Genomic DNA, 18960 nt, shown 5'->3' on the forward strand with positions numbered 1-18960 from the left:
TTACCGTCTTCGCAAGTTCTTCTTGGTAACTGGCGGCAAATCCCCAAGAATTCACCGCGTTGAAACCGCGGCCGCGCATAACGGTCCCGAGAACGTCGCGCCATCTTGTCCGCGCGGCGCGGCAGGAGGGCTGGATCGTTGGACGCCAGAGCACCGCAGACGGACAATACGATCTTCGTCGATCTCGACGGAACGCTGATCCGCAGCGATCTGCTTTGGGAGACGCTGTTTCTCGCGCTACGTCAAAGGCCGCAGATCCTTTATCGCCTCCCGCGCTGGTTGGCCGCCGGCAAGGCGCGTCTCAAGGCCGAACTTGCCGCTGCGGTGGATTTCGACGCGGCACTGCTTCCCTATCGTGAAGATGTCGTCGCGCAACTTCGTCAAGCGCGGGCGAACGGTCGGCGCATTGTTTTGGCGACCGGCGCGAACGAAAAGCTCGCCCATGCGGTCGCCGATCACCTGGGGGTGTTCGACGCGGTCATGGCCTCCGACGCGACGGTCAATCTCACGGCGGAACGCAAACTCGACCGCATCATGAGCGAGTGCGGCGAGGGCCGCTTCGATTATCTCGGCAATTCCCACGAGGATCTCTGCCTGCTCGACAAGGCGGATGAAGCGACCGTGGTCGCGCCCGATCGGGCCGCCGATCGCTGGCAGAAGCGCAGCGGCGCGCATCGCATCGACGAAGATGGTGGCTGGCTGAGGCCCGCCATCAAGGCGCTGCGCCCGCACCAGTGGATGAAGAACCTTCTGATCTTCGTGCCGATGGTACTGTCGCAGGAATTTTTCAATCTGGAGATGCTCGCCGGGGCTATCCTGGCCTTCGTCAGCTTCTCGCTTGCGGCGTCAGCGGTCTACATCGGCAACGACCTCGTCGATCTCACTGCCGACCGCAAGCACAAGTCCAAGCGGTACCGTCCCTTCGCCAGCGGGGCGCTGGCAATTCCCACCGGACTGAAACTGGCGGCGGGGCTGTTGGTCATGTCGTTGGCGATCGCCTGGATTTTGCCGGAGCACTTTCTCGCAGTCCTGGGCCTCTATCTGGTGACGACGACCGCCTATTCGCTGTTCATCAAGCGCATGTTGCTGATCGATGTCCTGGTCCTGGCGGGGCTCTACTCGCTCCGCATCATTGCGGGATCGGAAGCCTCCGGCGTTGAGACGTCGTTCTGGCTTCTGGCCTTTTCCCTGTTCTTCTTCCTGTCGCTCGCTTTGGTGAAGCGCTTCACCGAGCTTCAGGATTTCGGTACTGGTGCGCACCGTTCCAAGACCGGTCGCGGCTATGTCGATGCCGATCTGGAAACGCTGGCCCAGGCCGGTCTCGCTTCCGGCTTTGCCTCGGTCCTCGTCCTGGCGCTCTATGTCGACAGCAAGGAAGTTCGCCAGCAATTCACCGAGCCCCATCTGGCCTGGGCGCTCTGTCCGCTGGTTCTCTACATCATCGTGCGGATCTGGATTCTCGCCCGGCGCGACGAGATGCACGAGGACCCGGTCGTCTTCATCCTGCGGGATTGGCGCAGTCAGTTGATGATCGGGCTCGGCGCGATCATGTTCCTGGCCGCCGCCTATGTCTGATGTCGCTTACGAAAGCTGGGGCAGGCTGCGGCCGACAAAGCGCCTTGCCGTCGACGCGGCGAAATTGCCGGGCGTTCCGGCCCGCGGCGACGGCGGGGGTTTCCTGCCGTTCGGCAACGGTCGGTCTTATGGTGACAGCTGCCATAACGATCGCGGAACGCTGATCGACAGCCGCCCGGCGAGCCGCATCCAGTCCTTCGACCCGATCGCCGGCCTGCTGACGGCCGATGCCGGCGTGCTGCTGTGCGAGATCACCAGGCATGTGGCGCCGCAAGGTTGGTTCCTGCCGGTGACGCCGGGAACGCAGTTCGTCACCCTCGGCGGCGCCATCGCCAACGACATTCACGGCAAGAACCACCATCGCCGGGGCACATTCGGCCAATGGGTGGAGGCCTTCGATCTCGATCGCTCGGACGACGGTCGCATCGTGTGCAGCAAGACCAGCAACCCGCGCCTGTTCGCCGCGACCATCTCCGGCATGGGCCTGACCGGCCTGATCCGGCGCGCGACGATCCGGTTGCTCAAGGTTCCTTCGCTGTCGATCGTCGAGACGACGACGCGCTTCGATCGACTGGACGACTATTTCGAGATCGCCGAGGACGCCGACAGGCGGCACGAATACGCCGTCGCCTGGATCGACTCGCTCGCCAGCGGCGCCTCGCTCGGCCGCGGTCATTTGATCGCCGGTAACCATGCGGCGGAGGGTGATATGACCGGGATCGCCCGCGGACCGTTGGCGGGCGTCCCGTTCACGCCACCGTTCAGTCCGCTTCGGGGGCTGGCTCTGCGCGCTTTCAACGAAGCCTATTTCCGCAAGGCCGGGAAGGGGACGACCGAGCAGATCGTACCGTTCGATCAGTTCTTCTATCCACTTGACCGGATCGGCGGGTGGAACCGGCTTTATGGTCCGGGCGGGCTGCATCAGCACCAGAGTGTCGTGCCGCCGGATACAGGCCGCGACGCCGTCCGTGCGCTGATCGAATGCGCCCGTCGCCACGATCACGGCTCGTTCCTCACGGTGCTCAAGCGCTTCGGCGAGCAGGTCAGTCCTGGGCTGATCAGCTTTCCGCGCGCAGGCTACACGCTCACCCTCGACTTTCCCCATCGCGGCGAGCGAACGCTGCGCTTGTTGGCGGAGCTCGACCGGATCACCATCGACGCCGGCGGCGCCGTCAATCCCTATAAGGACGCGCGCATGTCGCCGGAAACCTTCGCGGCCGGCTTTCCCCGTTGGCGCGAACTCGAAGCGCTCCGCGATCAAGCGATGGTTTCGGACTTCTGGAGGCGAGCTGCCCTAGGGGACGGCTGACCGCTCAACAAAAATATAAAATTACACCGACAGTATCAATAAAATATTTACCGTAAAAATCGCGAATTTCCACAAAATACGCCTGATTCAAGCCAGTTTAACCCATATCTCACAGATTTATACTATGAAGCATTCTAGCGGCGGCGTTGAAGACGTAGCTCATTCCGATAAGGCGGCATCGATGGCGAAGTTTCTTCCCTTTATCCTGTTCACGGTGTTCACCAACGCCGCGGCGCAGGTGATGCTGAAATACGGCATGATCCAGCTCGGCACCCTATCGTTCGCCGGCGTCAATCCGGTGATCAAGATCCTGCAGATCGTCTTCAGCCCCTGGGTCTTCCTCGGGCTTTGCACCTTCGTCATATCGATGGCCTCGCATCTCTTCGTCCTGTCCAAGGTCGAGCTGTCCTATGCCTATCCGTTCCTGTCGCTCGCCTATGTTGTGGTGGCCGTCTTCGCTTATTTCGTCTTTCGCGAAGACCTCAACGCCATGCGCGTCGGCGGCATCGCCCTGATCTGCCTCGGCACGGTGTTCATCGCCCAGGGCGGCTCCAAGATCCACGGCGAGGGCGACATCGCCGCACTTTCCACAGACTCCGCACACGAGGTTTCCCGATGAAGCATATCCTGTTCGGCGGCGACGGTTTTGTCGGCCGCCACCTGGCCGAAAAGCTCGTGCAGGACGGCGAAGAGGTCGTCGTCGCCGACATCCGCAAGAGCGATCTGGCCCACTATCGCAACTGTACCTTCGTTGCGACCGACGTGACCGACACGGACGCGGTCCGGCGCGTGCCGATCGGCGCCGACGACATGGTCTACAATCTGTCGGCCAAGATGCTGTCGCCGATCATGCCGCGGGCCAAGCGCTACGACTTCTTCTATCCGGTGAACTTCTTCGGCACCAAGCACATCATCGAAGCCATGCATGCCGTCGGCGCGCCGAACCTCGTGCATTTCACCACCGACATGATCTACGGCCATACGGTCACCCACCCGATGACCGAGGAACATCCGGTAGCCCCGCTCGGCGAATACGGCCAGTCGAAGCTCGATACCGAGTATCTGGCAGGCGAGTGGCGCGAGCGGGGCATGAACATCACCTTGTTCCGCCCGCGTCTGATCATCGGGCCGGGCCGGCTCGGCATTCTGGAAAAGCTGTTCAAGCTGATCGACCGCAACCTGCCGGTGCCGATGATAGGATCGGGCAAGAATCCCTATCAGTTCATCTCGGTGTTCGACTGCGCCGAAGCGGCGCGACTCGCCTGGAAGGCCGGTGTGCCCAACGAGGCCTACAATCTGGGTTCCCTCAACCCGCCGCCGGTGCGGCGCCTGCTCGGCGATCTGGTCAAGCACGCCGGTTCGAAGTCTCTTCTCGTGCCGACCCCGGGCTTTGCGGTCAAGCGGACGCTCGACCTGCTCGACCTGTTGAACGTGCCGTTGATGGATCCGGAACAGTATCTCATCGCCGACGAGCTCTGCGTCCTCGACGTGTCGAAGGGCGAGCGCGATCTCGGCTGGATTCCGCAATATCGCGACGAGGACATGCTCATCGCCGCCTATTCGGAATACCGGGCCAAGTTCGAGGGCCGTCAGACCGCTTCCACCGCTTTCACCCAAGCCGCCGAATAAGAACCAGGAGAGCCGATATGCTCGATCGCCCCACGGTCACCGCTCCCGCGCTCGATGAGCCTTTTCGGCGCGGACCGGCCAAACCCGATCTCATGACCGTCGAGGAGGCCAAGGCGCTCGACGTGCAGACGATGGCCGACCTTTTCAAGGATCACATCAATCCCGGCCAGTTCCATTTCATGAAACTGCTCGGCTTCAACAAGGTGAAGGTCGAGAGCGCCGAGGGGATGTATTACATCGACCAGAACGGCCGGAAGATCCTCGATTTCTTCGGCGGTTTCGGCTCGCTCGCCTTCGGTCACAACCATCCGCGCATTCTGGCGGCGCGGCAGCGCTTCCAGAACGAAAAGCGCCACGAGATCGCGATCGCGTTTCTCTCTCAATATGCGGCGGCGCTCGCCAAGAACCTCGCCGCCTGTTCGCCCGGCGACCTCGACATGGTGTTCCTCGGCTCGTCCGGGTCGGAAGCGATGGAGGCGGCGATCAAGGTCGCCGAGCGCGCCTCGGGCCGCAAGAACTGCAAGATCGTCCATGCCGAGAATTCGTTCCACGGTAAGACCAAGGGCGTCCTCTCGCTGACGGATTCGCCGCTCTACCAGGGTGAGTTCAAGCTGGTCGGCAACACCTGCAAGGTCCCGTTCGGCGATCTCGAGGCGCTGACCAACGCCATTCGCAGCGATCCCGACATCGGCGTCGTCGTGCTGGAAACGGTGCAGGGCGGCGGCGGCATCATCGGCGCCCCGACCGCCTATTGGCAAGGCGTGCGGGCGTTGTGCGACAAGCACAACGTCCTGTGGGTCGCTGACGAGGTGCAGTGTGGCTACGGGCGCACCGGCCGCTTCTATGCCTTCGAGCATCACGGCGTCGTGCCGGATGTCACCGCCCTTGCCAAGTCGCTCGGCGCCGGCAAGGCGGCGGTGGGCGCGATGATCGCCAGGCGCGAGGTCTATATGAAGGCCTATGGTTCGCCGAAGACGGCGATGATCCACGCCCAAGCCACCTTCGGCGGCATCGGCGAAGCCTGCGTCACCGCGATCGAGGGCCTCAATGTCCTCTATGATGACGATTTGATCGGCAATGCCGACGAGGTCGGGGCGCATCTGCTGGCCCGCCTCAAGGAGATCAAGTCGCGTTACCCCTCGATCATCAAGGACGTGCGGGGCCAGGGGCTGATGGTCGGCCTGGAGTTCCATGATTTTTCGCGCACATTGCCGCTGGCACTGCGCCCGATGGTGGCGATCCTCGACGAAAAGCTCAAAGGCTCGCTGTCGGGCTTCATCGGAGCATTGCTCCTGCGCGACTACGATGTGCTGGTCGCCTTCACCGAATACAACCGCAACGTCATCCGGCTGGAGCCACCGCTGATTTGCGGCGAGGAGCATGTCGACCAGTTCTGCGACGCGCTCGATGCGCTGCTGGCACGCGGCATCGTCGCGATCGTCAAGGACTTCATCAAGTCGCAAATGACCTGACCAGCCGACGCCGCGCTCGCGCGGCGTCGCCATCTTCGTTTCAGCACCCGCGACGGATTGAGCCATGAGCCTTGCCGAGAACATCGCGACGCCGGTCGATTGGCAACCCGTGCGCCATCTGGGCTCGCGATTGCGCGCCCTGCTGTCGCCGCGCGTCGTCGGGGCCGCGGCAATCGCGGTGTTCGCACTGGTCGTGCTGGCCACGGCCGTCTTCGCGCTGGTCAAGCCCGAATACAATTGGGACATGGCACCCTACATCGCAGTCTCGCTGGAGGACCGCATCAGTGATCCGGTCGAACTTCACCGCGAGGCCTGGGCCGGCATCAAGGCGCGGGCGTCCGAGGGGCAGTGGTACGAACTGAGCGAAGGCAACGCCTACAATGCCGACCTGTGGCAGAACCCCGACCACTTCGTCTCGCAACTGCCGATGTACCGGGTCAAGATCGGCTATCTGCAGACGATCCGCTTGCTCGATCGCGTCATCGATCCGGTTTTTGCCACGATCCTGGTCAGTTCCCTTTCCGCCCTTGCCGTCGGTCTCTTCCTCCTGTTCTGGATGGTTCGGCATGGATTTGCCGAATCCGGCCTGCTGCTTGCTCCGATTCTGCTGCTGGCCGGCTATTTCGACATGGGTCTGCTAGCGACACCGGACATGTATATGGCTGCGTTCGGGTTGGTCGGCATCTATCTCATGATCAAGAACCGGCCATGGGCCTCGGTGCCGTTTCTCGTCGCCATGTACCTCGTGCGGCCAGACGGGATCATCTTCCTGTTCGCGCTGCTGCTGGCGGCCCTGGCCTTCGGCTACGCGCGGCTGCCGGCACTTGCTGCCTTCGCCGTGGCGGTCGTTGCCTATCCGCTGATCGCACAAGCCGCGGGCCACCCCGGCTGGTGGCCGCATTTCTATTTCTCCAACGTGGCGCTGCAGAACGACATGGCGGGTTTTTCGCCGGCGTTCAGCGTCATCGACTATCTTCGCGGCGTCGTTCGTGGGGTCAGCGTCGCCTTGCGCATGAACAACTGGCCGGCAATCATGGCTTTGCTGCTCTTGGGATGGCTGATGCTCGTCCTCAACGGCCGCGCGCCGGCGCGCCGCGCCGCCATGATGCTGACGGCGATCGTCCTGTGCTTCCTCGGCAAGTTTGTCACCTTCCCGCTGCCGGACGATCGGGTCTACTTCATGTTCGTCGCGGCCTTCGCGATCATCCTGCTCGAAGCGTGGAAACCGCGTCTGTCGGAGTTGCCCCCGCCGCGCGCGGCATCGCGGATGTCGCAAAGAGGCTGAAACCGCCCGGAGCATTCCGCTAGGGTTGGTCCCGAGAGGCGGTGTGTCCGCCGGTGAGGGTTAAGCTCGGAGCGGCAGGCATGAATTCACGGGCGCGCGCGGTGGTGATCGGCGGTGGGGTGGTCGGGGTCTCGACGCTCTATCACCTGGCGAAAAAGGGCTGGACCGACAGCGTCCTGATTGAACGCAAGGAATTGACCTCGGGCTCGACGTGGCACGCGGCCGGGCTCCTGCCGCTGTTCAATATGAGCTATTCGGTTGGCCAGCTGCACAAATATTCGGTGCGCTTCTACCGTGAGCTTCAGGAGGAGACCGGCATGAATGTCGGCTTCTCCAATGTGAGCAACATCCGTCTCGCCCGCACCAAGGACCGCTGGGACGAGTATATGTATTATGCCGGGGTTGCCGAGACGCTCGGCGTGCCCGTGAAACTGCTCAGCCCCGACGAGTTGAAGGAAGTCTGGCCGCTCTGCGAGACCGATGGCATCCTCGGAGCGCTACAGCATCCCGAAGACGGCTACATCCAGCCGGCGGACCTGACCCAGGCGCTGGCCAAGGGCGCCCGCGATTTCGGCGCCACCATCCATCGCAACACCGCCGTCACAGCCATCGAACAACTCGCCTCCGGCGAGTGGAAGATCACCACCGACAAGGGCGAGATCGTCGCCGAACACGTCATCTCGGCGACCGGAAACTTTGCCCGGCGGACCGGCGCGATGGTCGGGCTCGCCGTGCCGGTCATCCCGGTCGAGCACCAATACATCGTCACCGAGCCGCATCCCGCCATCGTCGAGCGCAAGCGCCAGGGCCTGCCGGAGATGGGAGTCCTGCGTGAGAGCGATTCCTCCTGGTACATGCGCGAGGAGAACGGCGGCCTCATTCTCGGCCCCTACGAGGTCGGCGCGCCCTGCTGCTATCTCGACGGACCCGACAAGGAGAGCGAGTACGAACTGTTCCAGGAGGATCTGGACCGCCTGATGCCGCATATCGAGACCGCGATCGCGCGTGTGCCGGCGTTTGGCGAGGTCGGTATCAAGAAGGTCTATAACGGCGCCATCGCCTATACGCCCGACGGCTCGCCCATCGTCGGCCCGGCGCCGGGCCTGAAGAACTTCTGGCTCAACGAGGGCCATTCCTTCGGCATCACCGCGGCCGGCGGAGCCGGCTGGCAGATCGCCGAATGGATCGTCGACGGCGAACCGACCGTCGACATGATCGGCGTCGATCCGCGCCGTTTCGGACCTTACGCGGGCGAGGGCTATCTCCGCGCCAAGAACGAGGAGGCCTATGCCAACGTCTTCTCCGTCCACTACCCCGATGAGGAACGCGCCGCCGCGCGGCCGTTGAAGACCTCGCCTTCCTATGAGCGTCAGAAGGCGCTCGGCGCGGTGTTCGGGTCGGTCTATGGCTGGGAGCGGGCGAACTGGTTCGCGCCGGACGGCTACGCGGTGCCGGAGGCCGAACTCGACGTCGGCGCCGATGTCCTGATGAAGCACAACCACGCGCCGGTCGATCACACCGGTCGGATTCGCGAACGCTGGTCGTTCCGCCGCTCGAACTATTTCGAGCTGGTCGGCGACGAGGTGAGGGCGGTGCATGAGGGAGTGGGCCTGCTCGACATGACGCCCTTCGCCAAGGCCGTCGTCACCGGGCCGGGCGCCGCGAGTTGGCTCGACGGCCTTCTCGCCAACCGCATCCCGAAAAAGACGGGCCGCATCGCGCTGTGCCATCTACTGACGCCGGCAGGCGGCGTGCGCTCGGAGTTCACCGTCTTCAAGGCCGGTGAGCAGAGCTATTATCTCGTATCCGGCGGCGGTTATGAATCCATCGACCACGACATCCTGCAAAAGGCGCTGCCGGACGACGGCAGCGTTCAGATGTATCCGGCCACGACACGCCTCGGCGTCCTGGTGATCGCCGGGCCGCGCTCGCGCGATGTTCTCGCCAAGCTGACGCGCACGGATCTCACCAACGCGGCGTTTCCCTGGCTGACCGGCCAACGCATCTCGGTCGGGCCGGTTCGCCTCGACGCGCTGCGGGTCAATTTCGTCGGCGAGCTTGGCTGGGAGTTGCACCACCCGATCGAAATGCAGAACGCGCTCTACGACATGTTGTTGGAGGCCGGCGCGGAGTTCGGAATCCGGCCCTTCGGCATCCGGGCGATGGGCAGCATGGCGCTGGAAAAATCCTATCGCCAATTGCCGCGCGAACTCTCCATCGAATACAATGCGTTCGAGTCCGGTCTTGAGAGATTCGTTCATCCAAACAAGGGCGACTTCATCGGCCGTGACGCGGTGGTCAAGGCGCGCGAGGCCGGTCTGCGCTGGCAGTTCGCGACGCTTGAAGTCCATGACGTCGGCGACGCGGACGCGCGCGGCTCGGAGCCGATCTACGCCGACGGGGAACTGGTCGGCCGGGCGACGAATGGCGGCTACGGCTGGCGGGTTGGCAAGAGCCTGGCGCTGGCCATGCTGAAGCCGGAACACGCGGGCGAGGGGACGCGGCTCCAGATCAAGATCCTCGGTACGCTTCACGATGCGACCGTGGTCGGCGAGAGCCCGTTCGATCCGAACAATGAGCGGCTGCGCGGATAAGCACAGGCACTCTCGCGGTCGGACCGGATAGTCCGGCAGGTGCACAGGTCGGGCGGATCGTGACAATTTTTTGTCTTGCGCGATGGCGCAATTGGCGTGACGATTTCGTCATGCGCTGCCGACTCGTCGCCTTCGTCGCTGTCTTCCTCCTCGCGGTCATCGCGGGGATAGATGGCTTTGCGTCGGCGACGGCGCAACTGCGTAGCCTTGGCGACTTGGGTACAAACGACCAACGGGCACCACAAGAAGGCCAGAAAGTTGACGTCGAACTCGTCCTCGCGGTCGATGTCTCATGGTCGATGGATCATGGCGAGCAGGAGATCCAGCGGGAAGGATATGCCGCGGCATTCCGTAGCGAGCCGGTCCAGCGAGCGATCATGGAAGGCGGCTACGGCCGGGTCGCGGTTACCTATATAGAGTGGGCCGGGATGTTCTCCCAATCGATCCTCGTGCCGTGGACGCTGATCGATTCCAAGGCGAGCGCTGAAGCGTTCGCCTATCGTCTGGCAAGCGAGGAGCCGGAGCGCCAGCGGCGAACCTCCATCGCATCCGCGCTCGATTTCATCGCGCCACTGTTCGATCGCAACGGCTTCGATGGTCGCCGGCGTGTCGTCGACATTTCCGGCGATGGACCGAACAATCAGGGGCGCATGGTCACCGCCGCGCGCGATGCGGCGGTCGCCCGCGGCATCACGATCAACGGCCTGCCGCTGATGACGTCAGGCGGAGGCTTCGGCTGGAGTTCGATCCCCGATCTCGACCGCTATTATACGAACTGTGTGATCGGGGGACCCTCGGCCTTCATCATCCCGGTCAACGATTGGTCGCAGTTTCCCGAGGCGGTGCGCCGTAAACTGGTGCTCGAACTCGCCGGCAGCTGGCCCGACGATCAAGCGAATGACCCAGCAACCGTTATTCCAGCGCAGAACGCCTCGGCCGCCGACTGTCTGATCGGCGAACGGCTGTGGCAACAGCGCCAGCAACGTTGGATCGAGGATTTCCAGTAGGGCAGGGCCGGGGGAGGCGCCCCCGATCAGGCCGGAGATGGCGCGGCGCGTCCGGCCCGTTCCTGCTGCGGCGAGCGCGAATAGAGTTCGCGGTAGCATTTGGAAAAATGCGACGCGGAGACGAAACCGCTGGCGACGGCGATCTCGACGATCGGCAGTTGCGATTGCATCAGCAGGTGCCGGGCTCGATCGAGCCGAATCTCCAGATAGTAACGCGCTGGCGAGCGGCCCATCTCCTTGTCGAAGAGACGCTCGACCTGCCGGCGGGAGAGGCCGACGGCGCGGGCGATCTCGACCAGCGACAGCGGATCGGAGAGATTGGCTTCCATGATTTCGATCACCCGCAGAACCTTGGCATGTTGAACGCCGAGCCGCGCGCGCAGCGGCAGTCGCTGCCGGTCCTGCGGGCCGCGCACTCTGTCGGTCAGCGCCTGCTCGCAGACCCGGTTGACCACGTCCTCGCCTTGGTCCTCGCCGATCAGGGCGAGCATCATGTCGAGTGAGGCCGTGCCGCCGGCGCAAGTGTAGATGTTGTGGTCGATCTCGAAGAGATCGGCATAGACGTCGGCGCGCGGGAAGGCTTCGGCAAAGCCCGGCATGTTCTCCCAATGGATGGCGCAGCGGCGGTCGGCGAGGAGACCCGCCCGCGCGAGAATCCAGGCGGCGGTGCACAGGCCGCCGACAGAGATGCCGCGCTGATGGGCCTCGCGCAGATAGGAGAAGGCCGCCTTGTCGGAGAAATCCTCGACCAATACGCCGGAGCAGGCGAAGACCATGGATGGCCGTCTTTCGCCGGGCAGCGCCCGGCGCTCAGCCTCCACGGAACTTGTCACCGCCACTTCGACGCCGTTCGACGCGCGCACCGGCGCGCCGTCGGTCGAGGCGAGGCGCCAGCGATAAATCTCGCGGTCAACGATGCGGTTGGCGATCCGCAGCGGCTCGATCGCGGTCGCGAAGGCGATCATGGAGAAATTCGGAACGAGCAGAAACACGATGGTCCGCTTGGGCGCGGCCTCGCTCATCGTATCGTCAATTCTGGTCGTTTGGCCGCTCCCAAAGCGCGGCTGACCAGTCGGGGCTGACGCGATCCTCATCGGCAAATGCCTCCGACCCTAACGCGACCGGCGATGGTCTCGCTTCCACGACATTGCGACCACGCGGTCGAATCGCGCGAGATTGCGCGGGATTGTTTCCGCGCGCAAGCGACGTCTTTCACTTTCAGGCCGGAGCATAGCCAAATTGTCGGTGGGCTGATTATCCCGGCAGATCGTCTTCGGGATTGCCGCTGTCATATTCGAGCAGCAGTCGGTCGGCGCGGCCTTGGGCATCGACGCCGAGGCGTCGCCTGACACATCTGCTGCGAAAGGCGGCGTCCATGAGCTCGGATTCGCTCATTCCCAGATGAGCCACGAGATGCAGGAGCGTACGTTTGCCCTGACCGCCGCCAGCCGTCTTTTCGTCGCGCAGATACTGCTCGAGGCGCAGACGCTTCTGACGGCGTTCCCACACGTATCGACCAAAAGCCCATACCGCGACCGTCGCCGTGAGGATTGCCGCGATATTCGACAATGCTCCCAGCAGGGTCATGGCAAAAGCCTCATCGCTACTCTACTTCTTGCGGGCCTTGCGAGCGGCGTATTTGGCGTCGCGGGCCGCCTTGCGGGCGGCTTCGTCGGCGACCATCTGCGCCATCGGCCGGTTTTTCTCGGCCTTGGCGGCTTCTTCCGCGGCCAGGCGCTCGGCTTCCTTCTCGGCCTTGCGAGCGGCTGCCTCGCGGGCTTTGGCTTCGGCCTCGGCGCGCTTCTTGGCCTGACGCTCCTCGCGAGCCGCGACGATGGCGGCGCGCTCGGCGCGGCGGGCTTCGGCGGCGGGGTCGTTCTGCTTCGCCTTCATCTTTTCGAGAAGGGCGGCTTTCGCTTCTTGCGCGGCTGTGCGGCGTTCGACGAAATCCGCACCCTTGGGTTTCAAAACTGACATGGACCAATCGTAATTCGTGGAAAAGGGTTCGCTCGCTCGTTTTTCGGGCGTCGACGCCTTGGGGGATAAGCCGCCAGCGGCGCCGCGTCAATCGCAACGGTCTGGTTCAACGGGGAGGGCGACCGCCGCGACGGCGTCGGGGCGCGTCACCTTCGGCTTCGCCGGAGCGCCGGATCGGCCGGCCCTCGGCATCGCGGTTGGGCAGCCTCTGCACCTTGACCAGTTCGGGATAGGCGTCGCGCTTGTTCGGAAACGCCATGGCGGCGACGAAATGATCCTGGAAGGCGGGCTCCAGCGCGGTCTCGACCTTCTGGATGCGCTTGACCACCGCCTCGATCTCGCGGCGATAGGACCGGTTCAACAGCGCCATGCGCGCGCCGGCGCCCGCCGCATTGCCGACCGAGCCACATTTTTCCACGTTACAGTCGGGCACCAGTCCGAGGACCATGGCGTATTTCGGCTCGATGAAGGAGCCGAAGGCGCCGGCCAGCGCGATGCGGTCGATGGTGTCGGACTCACCTGCAGCGCCGAACTTGTCGATCAGCAGCTTGATGCCGGCGTAAAGCGCCGCCTTGGCGAGCTGGATAGCGCGCACGTCGGTTTGCAGGATGCTGATCGTCCGGGCGGACGTCGCGTGGAGGACATAGGCGAAGGTGCGCCCCTCCGGGACAATGCGGGACGAGCGGGCGGCAAGCGATCCGTCGATGATTCCGTCTTCGGTGATGATGCCGGCGAGAAACATTTCCGCGATCACCTCGATGATTCCGGAGCCGCAAATGCCAGTGACGCCGGTCGATTGCGCGGCGGCGGCAAAGCCCGGATCGTCGGACCAGCCATCCACCCCGATGATCTTGAAGCGGGGCTCCAGCGTCTCCGGATCAATGCGAACGCGCTCGATGGCGCCCGGCGCGGCACGCTGCCCGGAGGAAATTTCTGCGCCTTCGAAGGCCGGACCGGTCGGCGAGGAAGCGGCCAGAAGCCGCTGCCGGTTGCCGAGCACGATTTCGGCATTGGTGCCGACATCGACGACGAGCATCGTCTCGTCCTGGCGATGCGGGCCTTCCGAGAGCGTGACGGCCGCCGCGTCCGCGCCGACATGGCCGGCAATGCAGGGCAGGAGATAGGCGCGGGCCGCCGGATGCAGGCTGAGATCGAGGTCGCTGGCCGGCACGGCCAGAGCGCCCGACACGGCCAGCGCGAAGGGCGCCTGGCCGAGTTCGGTGGGATCGATGCCGAGGAAGAGATGATGCATGATCGGATTGCCGACGAAGACGCAATCCATGATGTCGGCCGTGTCTACGTTGGTTTCGGTCGCGACCTCCTCGACCAGCCTCTGGATCGCCTCGCGCACCGCCTTGGTCATTTCCGGCCGGCCACCGGGGTTCATCATCACATAGGAGACGCGGCTCATCAGATCCTCGCCGAAGCGGATCTGCGGGTTGGGCGTGCCGGCCGAGGCAATGGTCGCGCCCGACAAGAGCGACGACAGATGCAGCGCGATCGTCGTCGAGCCGATATCGACGGCGATGCCGTAGGCCTCGTTCTTGAGACCGGAATAGAGTCCCATCAGGCGTGGGCGTTCGTCGTCGCGATCCTGGGCGATTGCGCAGGTGACCTTCCAGGCGCCGTCGCGCAGCGTCTTCTGGACATGGGGAAGAATCCCCGGATCGACGATCGGCGCCGAGATGCCCCAATCCTTTTCCAGCGCCACGAAAATGCGATCGAGATCGCCCAGCGGCGCGTGCATGTCGGGCTCGACGACCTCGACGTAAAGCAGCCTGATCGCCGGGTCGCGCGGAAATTCGCGCGTGTCGACCGCCTTGCGGACGACCGCCGCGTTGACCGCCATGTCGGACGGCAGGTCGATTACGAGGTCGCCTTCGATTGTGGTGGAGCAGGAGAGCCGGCGGCCGGGCTTCAGGCCGCGTTTGGCGGCATAGCGCTCTTCCTTGGCCGACCAGGCCGAGAGGTGATCGGCCGCCGAGGTGATCTTGTGCTTGGCGAAGATACCCTCGGCGACCTCGATCTGGCAGCGGCCGCAAATGCCGCGCCCCCCGCAGACGCTCTCGACATAGACGCCGAGCGAACGCGCCGCCTCGATGACCAGCGTGCCTTTCGCGAAGCGGCCGCGCTGGCCGGACGGCATGAACAGGACGAGGGGATCTTGCTGGGTCATCGTGCCGCCATCAGCCTGGAACCGTGCCGGCCCTCGCCCTTCGAGGCTCGCTGCGCTCGCACCTCAGGATGAGGGCGCTGACGGACGCGCCATCAGCGCCGGAAAGCCGCGGACATGTCACTTCGACAATCTCTTGCGATTGGCGCGCACGCGCTGGGAATAGGGTTTCAGGCCGGCGGACAGGATCGCGTCGCCATGGTTGGAATGGCTGCCGCGTCCCGTCACGGCGCCGAGCGTGGCCTCGGTGACGGCTTCCATCGCGGCCATATTCATGGCGACGAGCGACTCGCCCGCCGCTTGCAGCTTCTCAGCGACCATGCGCGACATCTCATCGTGGTCCGTGGCCGTCGGGGAAGCGGCCGACATCCAGAATTGCATCATGCGGTTGCCGATCACGAAGGGTGACAGCATCATCAGCGTCGACATTTCGGAGCTGCTCTTGGGAGCAACGGAAAGCGACAGGCGGCGGCGGGTCATCAAGCGAATTCCTTTCGGGGTGTCCCTTCGGTGGGGACTGTCCCGCGAGAAACGTTCGGCGACACCAAACAGTCGCAGCAGCGGCCAAGTTTATTTCGCACTTGCGAAAAGAATAACGCCGGTCGCGGACGGTCCGTAGCCTTTGATGCGGCGCTCGCCGAGCCGCCGGCCGCCATCAGGACTGCGCCATCCGGGCTTCCCGACCGCCGCGTCGCCGGCCGCTGCCGGATGGCGCGGCGGCTGAACCGGCTGCGACCATCGTCGCGGCTGGTTGGACATCGCGGTAGTTGCGGATCCAGCTTCCGCAGGACGGATCGTTGCCCATCAAAACGTTGGCGGCGCGAACCGCCTCCATCTCCTGCGGCCGGCAGGGATTCATGATCGCCGAGGTCATGCCGGCGGCAATCGCCATCGGCAAGAAGGCGGCGTTGATACCGTGGCGGTGCGGCAGGCCGAAGGAGATGTTGGAGGCGCCGCAGCTCGTATTGACGCCGAGCTCCTCGCGCAGGCGACGCACCAGGGCGAAGACCTGCCGGCCCGCCGTGCCCATCGCACCGATCGGCATGACCAGCGGGTCGACGACGATGTCGCACGGCTTGATGCCGTAGTCGGCGGCATGCCGGACGATCCGCTTCGCGACCTCGAAGCGCACGTCCGGATCTTCGGAAATGCCGGTTTCGTCGTTGGAGATGGCGACGACCGGCACGTCGTATTTCTTGATCAGGGGCAGGATCGCCTCGAGCTTTTCCAACTCTCCGGTGACGGAGTTGACCAAGGGCCGCCCCTCGGCGACCTCCAGCGCTGCCCGGATGGCGGAGGACACCGAGGAATCGATCGAGATCGGCAGATCGGTGAGGCTTTGGACGAGGCGGATGGTCTGAACCAGCAGCGGCGGCTCCGAGACATTCGGGTCGACGGCGGTGACCCCGGCGTTCACGTCGAGCATGGTCGCGCCCGCGGCAACCTGCTCCAGCACGTCCCTGGTGACGGTGTCGAAATTGCCGGCGACCATTTCGGCGGCGAGCTTCTTGCGCCCGGTCGGATTGATCCGCTCGCCGATGACGCAGAATGGTTCGTCGAAGCCGATCACGATCTCCCTCTTGGCGGAGGCGACGACAGTACGGGTCATGGGCGGTCTTTCCGGTGAAGAGGCTGAAGGAAGATTCGGTTCGGCTGGCGCTCAGCCGTGCTGGAGCTTGAGGTCGCGGCTGAAGGACGAGGCTTGGTTCGGCCAGGAGCCGCGCTCGGTGAGCCATTCAGCGGATTTCACCAGGCCGCCGAAGGGAAAGACATGAATCTGCCGGACGGGAGAGTCCAGCGTCGCCTGCCAATGCCGCTCGATCGGCCCGACCACTGCTTCCGGTGAATGGGTGGTGGCGAGCGCGGTCAGGGCCAGCGCCCGCTTCTTCAGGAAGGCGACGGAGTTGCCGACACCGCACATCGCGGCGTATTTGATCAGCGTGGTGATCTTGGCGGGTCCGGCAACGCCCAAATGGATCGGCAGGCCGATGCCGGCCTCGCGGATGGCCAGCGACCAGCTGATGAACTCGTCGGCGTCGAAACCGAACTGGGTAACGATGCGCATATGCGCCCCGGTGCGCTCGCCGAAATCGCGTTTGAGCCGCAACGCCTCTTCGGCGGTCGCGGCCGAGAAGTCGGGCGAGCCCTCGGGATGGCCGGCGACACCGACATCGCGGATTCCGTAGCGGTCGAAGAGGCCGCTCTCCAGAATCTCCATGGTCGAGGTGAACGGTCCGGCCGGACGATCGAGGCCGCCACCGATCACCAGCATGTCGTCGACGCCGGCCTCTTCGGCATAGGCCCGGATACGGGTCTCCAATTCGTCGCGACTGCGGATGCGGCGCGCCGGAATATGCGGGACCGGCGCATAGCCGAGGTCGGAAATTCGTTTCACCGCGCGGATGAAATCCTTGACGGAGTCGACACCGACATCGGTCAGATAGACCTTGGTTCCGGCGGGAAACAGATCGGGCAACTCGCGCGATTCCAGCGCCTGCTTGGGGGCGACCTCGATCGAGGCGGGGATATGATGCCGCGGCAACGGCAGATCCTGTATCATGGCTCACGCCCCTCGTTGGCGACCAGCGCCGCGAGGCGATCCCGGTCGTAGCGTTGATCGAGTTCGGTCAATCTGTTCGTGGCCTCGGCTTCGAGGTCGTCCGCTTCGCAGGCCGCGCTGTCGCGTCGCCACTCGGCGAGATAGGCCTCGGAATCCTGGGCGCCGACGCGCATGGCGCAGCGGTCGATCGCCTCGATGAAGCGTATCGGCAGTTCGCGACGCGCCGCCTTGCGGCCCTGGCGGACGATCACCTGGGCGGGAATATCCCGCCAATAGACGATTTGCGTTTCGGCCATGCCGCATCTCCCACGCCCGGCAATGTGCCGGGAGACGCTGTCGGAGGATATGCCGGACGCGACGACGCGCGGCGGCTTTGCGACATTCGGCGCCTGACGAGCGATCCGGAGATTTTTTTGAGGATCGGGAGCGATCGAGTGGCCATGGCGACGTAGCCGCTGCTTGGCCGAGGCCCCCGAATCCAACCAGTGCCAAATTCGACCCTGTCCGGCACGCGCCATCCGGCCGGATCGGTCAGAAAATCTGCATGACCGCGAGGGTCGCGGCACCGTAGACACCGCCCAGAACGGCGACCGATGCTACTCCGAGAAGGATGGAGGCAATCAGCCAGAGACCGTCGCGGGCGGTGATCGCCACTCCGGCGAGAGCGATAGCGACGCCGGGCGCCATATTGGTCAGTGGAAAGGGAAGCGCCACCAGTGCCGCCATCAGAAAGCAGAACCAGCCGACCGCGACAAGCAGCACCCATTCAGGCTCGGGCCAATAGCGATGCCGTGCGAGGCGCTCGATCCAGCGCAGCGTCGGTCCGATCTTGCGCATCCCCATGCCGAGCGTGTCGGCGCTGAGGCGGATGCGATGGACACGGCCAGGCAGCCAGAGCCGGTGGCGGCCGATCGCGAGCTGCAGCGCGAACAGCATGAGCGGGATGCCGAAGAGCAGCGAGGCGCCCGGCGGGAGCGGAACCAGATTGAGCCCGCCGAGCAGAATGAAGAATGCCCCATACGCTCGCGAATCGAAGGCCTGGGACAATTCGCCGAGCGTCGGACCGGTCCGGTCGCGATGGGTGTAGCCCCGCAGAATGGCGGAGATGCGTCGCTGCCGCTTGGCCCCGCGTCGCCGCAGCGATCGTCGAATGTTTGAGAAGGCGGCGGGTGACACGGTGGATACTCGGTAAACTGGGTTTGCGGAACGGATCGCGGAGCTGAATGGCATGAGGCAGGCAATGCCAAACCGCCGGCACGGCCTCCCCCGGGGATGTCCCGAAGTTTGTTGAACTTCGTTGAGCGGCGATGCCGGGTTGAACGTTACGCGGCCCTCGATGCAGGGGCAATGAACTTTTCGGCATTTTGGCGCTGATGGGC

Annotated in this window: 17 protein-coding genes; 8 read left to right on the top strand and 9 right to left on the bottom strand. The window is 64.3% G+C overall.

All coding sequences use genetic code 11. The annotated features are described in order from the left end of the window. The first annotated feature begins 138 nt into the window (after window positions 1-138). From VQ045_RS06585 to VQ045_RS06620, 8 genes are all read left to right on the top strand, one after another. Window positions 139-1575: a UbiA family prenyltransferase gene (locus VQ045_RS06585; RefSeq protein ID WP_331829524.1), complete on the top strand. Its 1437-nt coding sequence runs from the start codon at window positions 139-141 to the stop codon at window positions 1573-1575. Continuing rightward, window positions 1568-2884, top strand: coding sequence for an FAD-binding oxidoreductase (locus VQ045_RS06590; protein ID WP_331829525.1), 1317 nt, complete (start codon window positions 1568-1570; stop codon window positions 2882-2884). Before VQ045_RS06585 ends, VQ045_RS06590 begins: the two co-directional genes overlap by 8 nt. A 181-nt stretch (window positions 2885-3065) precedes the next feature. Next, window positions 3066-3503: a transporter gene (locus tag VQ045_RS06595; RefSeq protein ID WP_331829526.1), complete on the top strand. Its 438-nt coding sequence runs from the start codon at window positions 3066-3068 to the stop codon at window positions 3501-3503. Further along, the gene (locus tag VQ045_RS06600; protein WP_331829527.1) at window positions 3500-4513 is read left to right on the top strand and encodes an NAD-dependent epimerase/dehydratase family protein; all 1014 of its coding nucleotides are present in this window, start codon (window positions 3500-3502) and stop codon (window positions 4511-4513) included. Before VQ045_RS06595 ends, VQ045_RS06600 begins: the two co-directional genes overlap by 4 nt. A 17-nt stretch (window positions 4514-4530) precedes the next feature. Further along, window positions 4531-5985, top strand: a complete 1455-nt coding sequence (locus VQ045_RS06605) for an aspartate aminotransferase family protein (protein ID WP_331829528.1) — start codon at window positions 4531-4533, stop codon at window positions 5983-5985. 64 nt (window positions 5986-6049) lie between these two features. Next, window positions 6050-7270 (top strand): hypothetical protein, encoded by a 1221-nt coding sequence (locus VQ045_RS06610; protein WP_331829529.1) that lies wholly within the window; start codon window positions 6050-6052, stop codon window positions 7268-7270. Between the two features lie 80 nt (window positions 7271-7350). After that, window positions 7351-9864: a GcvT family protein gene (locus tag VQ045_RS06615; protein WP_327646564.1), complete on the top strand. Its 2514-nt coding sequence runs from the start codon at window positions 7351-7353 to the stop codon at window positions 9862-9864. Between the two features lie 110 nt (window positions 9865-9974). Continuing rightward, entirely contained in the window at window positions 9975-10871 is an 897-nt protein-coding gene (locus VQ045_RS06620; RefSeq protein ID WP_331829530.1) for a DUF1194 domain-containing protein, read from the top strand. Between the two features lie 26 nt (window positions 10872-10897). Here VQ045_RS06620 and VQ045_RS06625 read toward each other — a convergent pair whose 3' ends face one another. The 9 genes from VQ045_RS06625 to VQ045_RS06665 all read right to left on the bottom strand — a co-directional run bounded on the left by VQ045_RS06625 (window position 10898) and on the right by VQ045_RS06665 (window position 18757). Continuing rightward, on the bottom strand, window positions 10898-11893 hold the full coding sequence (locus tag VQ045_RS06625) for a GlxA family transcriptional regulator (protein WP_327625101.1): 996 nt from the start codon (window positions 11891-11893) through the stop codon (window positions 10898-10900). Between the two features lie 232 nt (window positions 11894-12125). Further along, complete coding sequence (locus tag VQ045_RS06630) at window positions 12126-12458, bottom strand: hypothetical protein (protein WP_331829531.1); 333 nt, start codon at window positions 12456-12458, stop codon at window positions 12126-12128. 21 nt (window positions 12459-12479) lie between these two features. After that, window positions 12480-12848, bottom strand: coding sequence for a DUF6481 family protein (locus VQ045_RS06635; protein WP_327625103.1), 369 nt, complete (start codon window positions 12846-12848; stop codon window positions 12480-12482). Window positions 12849-12954: 106 nt separating this feature from the next. After that, on the bottom strand, window positions 12955-15024 hold the full coding sequence (locus tag VQ045_RS06640; RefSeq protein WP_331829532.1) for an ASKHA domain-containing protein: 2070 nt from the start codon (window positions 15022-15024) through the stop codon (window positions 12955-12957). A gap of 117 nt (window positions 15025-15141) precedes the next feature. Continuing rightward, window positions 15142-15501: a hypothetical protein gene (locus VQ045_RS06645; protein ID WP_331829533.1), complete on the bottom strand. Its 360-nt coding sequence runs from the start codon at window positions 15499-15501 to the stop codon at window positions 15142-15144. A 175-nt stretch (window positions 15502-15676) separates the two neighbouring features. Continuing rightward, complete coding sequence (locus VQ045_RS06650; protein WP_327646569.1) at window positions 15677-16630, bottom strand: methyltetrahydrofolate cobalamin methyltransferase; 954 nt, start codon at window positions 16628-16630, stop codon at window positions 15677-15679. Window positions 16631-16681: 51 nt separating this feature from the next. After that, the gene (locus tag VQ045_RS06655; RefSeq protein WP_331829534.1) at window positions 16682-17581 is read right to left on the bottom strand and encodes a methylenetetrahydrofolate reductase; all 900 of its coding nucleotides are present in this window, start codon (window positions 17579-17581) and stop codon (window positions 16682-16684) included. After that, window positions 17578-17877 carry a virulence factor gene (locus VQ045_RS06660; RefSeq protein WP_331829535.1) on the bottom strand — a complete coding sequence of 100 codons (300 nt, stop codon included), beginning with the start codon at window positions 17875-17877 and terminating at the stop codon, window positions 17578-17580. The genes VQ045_RS06655 and VQ045_RS06660 overlap by 4 nt, the downstream gene beginning before the upstream one ends. A gap of 235 nt (window positions 17878-18112) precedes the next feature. Continuing rightward, window positions 18113-18757 (bottom strand): exopolysaccharide biosynthesis protein, encoded by a 645-nt coding sequence (locus VQ045_RS06665; RefSeq protein WP_331829536.1) that lies wholly within the window; start codon window positions 18755-18757, stop codon window positions 18113-18115. Window positions 18758-18960 lie beyond the last annotated feature (203 nt).

The sequence above is a fragment of the Aurantimonas sp. E1-2-R+4 genome (genome assembly GCF_036549515.1).
Taxonomy (GTDB): Bacteria; Pseudomonadota; Alphaproteobacteria; order Rhizobiales; family Rhizobiaceae; genus Aurantimonas; species Aurantimonas coralicida_A.